The sequence below is a fragment of the Oleiphilus sp. HI0125 genome, from assembly GCF_001635355.1.
The window spans coordinates 1-386 of the sequence record NZ_LWGF01000995.1; the positions used below are offsets into that span (position 1 = coordinate 1).

Genomic DNA, 386 nt, shown 5'->3' on the forward strand with positions numbered 1-386 from the left:
AATAAAGTGGAATCGCCATTTAGCGCATCTAACAATAAACGTTCATAAGCGCTCAACAGCTTGGTTTCACCCAAATCTTGATAATGAAAATCCATAGCGACTTCCTCTGCTTCAAAGCCAGCTCCAGGCCGCTTCAAACCAAACTTCATCACAATCCCTTCATCAGGTTGAATCCTTATGACCAGCTTATTTTTGGGGGCTTTATCCGTGAACACAGGGTGAGGGCTAGGTTTGAAATGAATCACTACCTCTGTTACACGAGTTGGCAAACGTTTACCTGATCGAATAAAAAATGGCACGCCATTCCAACGGGAATTATTGATATGCAACTTTAAAGCAACGAAGGTTTCGGTGCGAGAATCTTGAGCAACGCCTTCTTCTTGTCG

1 pseudogene is annotated in these 386 nt (G+C 43.3%); it reads right to left on the reverse strand.

From position 1 onward, the window contains the following. Positions 1 to 386, reverse strand: a pseudogene (locus A3762_RS17115) (glucose-6-phosphate dehydrogenase); the annotation flags it as partial.